This is a genomic window from Enterococcus sp. 3H8_DIV0648, from assembly GCF_002140655.1.
GTDB classification, from domain to species: Bacteria; Bacillota; Bacilli; order Lactobacillales; family Enterococcaceae; genus Enterococcus_A; species Enterococcus_A hulanensis.
Genome location: NZ_NGLG01000010.1, coordinates 1 through 4,949, shown reverse-complemented (window position 1 = coordinate 4,949; position 4,949 = coordinate 1). Strand labels below are relative to the sequence as shown.

Annotated in this window: 2 protein-coding genes; both read left to right on the top strand. The window is 37.2% G+C overall.

All coding sequences use genetic code 11. The annotated features are described in order from the left end of the window. On the top strand, nucleotides 1–2,473 hold a 2,473-nt coding region (locus tag A5875_RS22945), incomplete at its 5' end, for a Cna B-type domain-containing protein (protein ID WP_141108393.1). Between the two features lie 292 nt (nucleotides 2,474–2,765). Continuing rightward, nucleotides 2,766–4,949: sigma-54-dependent transcriptional regulator (locus A5875_RS22940; protein WP_088935917.1), on the top strand; the 2,184-nt coding region annotated here is incomplete at its 3' end.

The following is a 4,949-nucleotide window of genomic DNA, read 5'->3' as shown; positions in this document are numbered from 1 at the left end:
AAGAAGATTATCTATCTATTTGAGTCTGCTTGTCATACTAGCATCGCTTCTGACGGCATCGTTAGTTGCTGTAGCAAAAACAACAGATTCAACTGAAAATACACAACAAACTATAGAGAATAGCATTAAACCAGAACCAATAAAAAGTGCGGAGGATGTTTCATTAAGCTCTTCCCAAGTAGAAACAGCAGGGAGTTCCTCTACATCTCAAGAAACGACCGCTTCAAATAGCACAGAAGTTGATCAAAAGCAGCAATCAACCTCAATTGCTAACCAGCCACGCGGGCCCTCGACTCGTAAGGCGATTGCTGATATTGTTGATAACATATCATTAACAGACTTAGCGGGAAATTCATTGACCGAGGTCACTCAATACACGGATATTCGAGTAACCATTGATTTCTCGTTACCTAATAATGAAGTCAGCAGCGGAGATACTAGTACAATCACACTTCCAGCTGAGCTAATGTTAGAAAGCAGTATTACTTTCAATGTAACTAACGCCGATAGAGAGATAATAGCTGTAGCAAAAGCTGACCCTATCAGTAATACAGTTACATTAACGTATACGGATTTTGTCGAAACGCATTCAAATGTTTCGGGAAAATTATATTTTAGCAGTAAAATTGACACCTCTACAGTGCAAAATAAAACCGATGTACCTATTTATATTGATGTAGAGGGAGAAAAGATATTTGCCGGGGACATTCATTTTGAGAATCAAGGGGATGACGAGAATGAAAAATTTTCGAAGTATTCTTGGTTTACAAATGATGAAGGAACCGAAATATATAATGAATTACGAGTAAATCCATCTGGGAATACCTACACGGATGTCACCATAGAAGACATTTTAAAAACGGATGGGTTGTCTTATATGAAAGATACCTTTTCCATCAAAGTAGGAAATTGGGAATTGAATAGCAATCATATTTGGATATTTGAAGAAGAAGCCGATGTGACGAGCCAATATAATATTGAGTTTAGTGAGAACGGCTTTTCGATCCATTTAGGAAATATAGGAAACAAAGAGTATAAAATATCTTATAAAACACAGTCCGATCATGAGCCGGTGGATGGTGAGACATTTACGAATTATGCTCGTATGACCGATAATCAAGTGATCATAAAAGAAGTAGAGACAACTCGAAAATATCAATCTGGTGGCGGAGAAGCTGATGGGTATAACTACACAATTAAGATTCATAAGGAAAATGAAGCGAATGAAAGCCTAGCCGGTGCGGAATTCGAAATTATCCGCGATAGAACAGGATCAGTGGTAGGAACTATTGAGACAGACGCGAATGGTCTTGGCTTCGTTAATAATTTATTGAAGGATAATTACACCCTGAAAGAAACCAAAGCTCCGGATGGGTATATTTTATCAAATGAGGAAATCAAAATTTCTCCCGATGATTTTGGAAGTGATCAATCAGTTCTAAAAACAGTTATAAATAAGAAAGACGAGCCTACATTAGAAATATCTGGTACAAAGAAATGGGAAGACAACGATAATCAAGCAGGGAAACGGCCAGAGAAAATTACAGTAAATCTATTAGCAGACGGTCAGCAGGTTGCTTCTAAACAAGTGAGTCAAAGTGAAAATTGGACTTATACTTTTTCAGATCTCCCAAAATTTAATAATGGAAAAGAGATTGTCTATACGGTAACAGAAAACAGTGTTCCACATTACAATACTGAAATCAAGGGATTTGATATCACCAATACCTATTCACCGGAGTCAACGATTGTTAAGGGAACTAAGACTTGGGAAGACAATGATAATCAGGCAGGGAAACGACCAGAGAAAATTACAGTAAATCTATTAGCAGACGGTCAACAGGTTGCTTCAAAGGAAGTAAGTGAAGCTGATGACTGGCGTTATGAGTTCAAAGATTTACCCAAGTTCAAGAAGGACCGGGAGATTGTTTACACGGTGACAGAAGACAGTGTCGCAAACTACACGACTAAAATTGAAGATTTCAATATCACGAATACGTACCAACCTGGAAAAATCAGTGGTACGGTTACGAAACAGTGGCAGGATAATGACAATCAAGCCCAGCTTCGTCCAGATAGTATCAAAATTCAACTGTATGCAAATGGACAAACGCAGGGTGATCCGGTGGAATTGACTGAAAAGAATAAGTGGACATTTACTTGGGAAACGCTCGATTTGAATGATAAAGCCGGAAAATCTATTCAATATACTATCAAAGAAGTGGCTATTCCAGCTGGCTACACCTCATCGGTTACTGGAGAAAATAGTGGAAACCTGTTGATTACCAATACGTATACACAAAAAGCGATAAATAAATCAGAAAAAACAGACCACCCAGCAAATTCGATAACTAGCAAATGGCTGCCGAAAACAGGTGAAGAAAAAACTATTTGGCTGACCATCATAGGTGCTCTGTTAATTTGTGGGACAGCTGGATATCTTTATTTAAGAAAAAAAGTCAGACAGCCTTAAAAAATGAACGACGCTAACATCATGTTTTATTTATAAACGACGAAAAGATCATCTGATTTTCTAAATGGAAAATTAGGATGGTCTTTTTGTATTTTAGTGCTATTGGGATCGATTTTTTTCTAAATATAGGCAATTTGCGTCACCTTGAATTTGAAAACTTGCGCAGGTACTTTATGATAAACTGAAAGTGTAGCGATTACATAAGGTTCGTCTAAGGCGAGGATGGGTACTAGTCAATTGTATTTGAACTTGAGTATTTTGGATTTATCGCTATTGGGGGAGGGCGATAGTTATGTACAGAAAAGACAGAGTATACAACTTCTTAGAACGTTGCGTCAGCCATATTGGATATGCCGATATAAAAAATGGATTTAACGGAATTGGAACGACTGAAATATCTGAAGCAATCAATATTGACCGTACGAATTGTAGTAAAGAATTGAACAAGCTAGTTAACGAAGGGAAGGTCTTAAAGATTGAAGGCAGACCTGTTAAATTTTTTCCCACCAAAAAGGTTAACGAACTTTTTAATTTGGAGGTAACAGAAACAAGTATAAAAAAACTTAGCGACTTCTGCAGCGCGGAAAATTCGATCAACGCTTTTGACAAGGTGATCGGCAATCAAGGCAGTTTAAAAATGGCAATCGAAAAAGCTTGTGCGGCTATGATTTATCCGCCTCATGGATTAAATACTATCTTATCAGGTGAAACTGGAACTGGAAAAACAATGTTTGCAGAGATTATGTACAAGTTTGCAAAGTCGCATGGAATATTAAGTAAAGATGCTCCTTTTATCATATTCAACTGTTCTGAATACTCGGATAATCCGCAATTACTACTCTCTACGCTTTTTGGGTTTAAAAAAGGCTCATTTACTGGGGCAGAGAATGATCAGGAAGGTTTAGTTAGTAAAGCGAATAACGGAATCCTTTTCCTAGATGAAATACATCGTCTGTCTTCCGAAGGTCAAGAGATGCTTTTTCATTTGATTGATACGGGAAATTATCGAAAATTAGGCGATAACGATACCTATAATTCTTCCAAGGTATTAATCATAGGAGCTACGACAGAACCGCTCGAATCTGTATTATTATCAACTTTTCTCCGTCGGATACCGATGGTGATTGATCTGCCTAATATTAGTGATAGAGGAATGGATGAGAGACTAGAGCTGATCAGCATCTTTTTCAACTTGGAGTTTGATAAAATCCAAAAACCAATAACGATAAAAAAAAGCGTCTTAAAATCATTACTTGGCTACCAATGCGTGGGGAATGTTGGTCAATTGAAGGCAGATATCAATTTGATATGTGCTCGAAGCTATTTAGATTCTATCTCGAATCACGAGGAAAGGATTCAAGTAACTAAAAAGGTTCTTCCTAGTTATATATTGGAGGGCATATTGAATGCAGATAAGAACAGAGAGATTGATTTTTTATTAGATAAGCTAAAGGGAGATTTAGTGATCGATGGCACATCCATGCCTAAAACCTTAATAAATAGTCAAATGTGGTACAAGCGACTCGATAAGAACGCAAGCCTAAGTACAATAAAAAAAGAATTGGAACAAAGCATATTAGAAGAATATCCATCCTCTCCGTATAATCGAATGGAGCACGAAAATATTTTCAAGGTCATCGAACCAAGCATCTATTATGAGGTTGATATTATTCTAAAAATTGCGGAGAGGAAGCTGCAGAAGAATTTTTCAAAGCGAACCTACATTGCCTTTGCGATGCATATCAATTCGTTGATCAATCAGCCAGTGGTACATTCGGGCATTGATATTAATATTGAAGAACTGAAAGCTAAATATTCGCAGGAATTGGAAGTCGCACGTTTAGTGAAAAAACATCTCGAATTTGAACTTGGTATCGAGTTCTCACCTGAGGAAGAGTATCTTTTCGCGTTGTTTCTGTCAATGGATGAACACAATAGCGAGGCAAATGAAAGTAAGCGAGTAGGTCTGTTACTAATGGCACATGGAAACGGTGTCGCTAAAAATATCGCAAAGGTTGCGAATTCTCTGCTCGATACAGACCATACACATGCTTTGGATATGCAGCTGGAAAAACGTGTCGATGAGTTTTATTTAGAATTTGAAGATACTGCAAATGAAGTGAATGAAGGAAACGGAATTCTGATTATGACAGACATGGGGTCATTGAATTCTTTCGGCGAATTATATACGGAAAAAACTGGAGTGCCAACGAGAACGATTAATTTCTTATCGACGCCCTTTGTATTAGAAGCGTTAAGAAAGACTCTAATATCAGATTATAAATTGGATGAAATCTATACAGAAGTGAAAGAGATCATGCATGCCTACGTTGAAGGAAATGTAAAAAAGAGCAAAATAAAAAAAGAGCCAAGAGAAGTAATTATAACCACTTGTTTGACAGGACAGGGAGCGGCGATTACGCTAGCTAATTTCTTAAGAAATTCAATCTCTTTGATTTCAAAATATAATATCGAA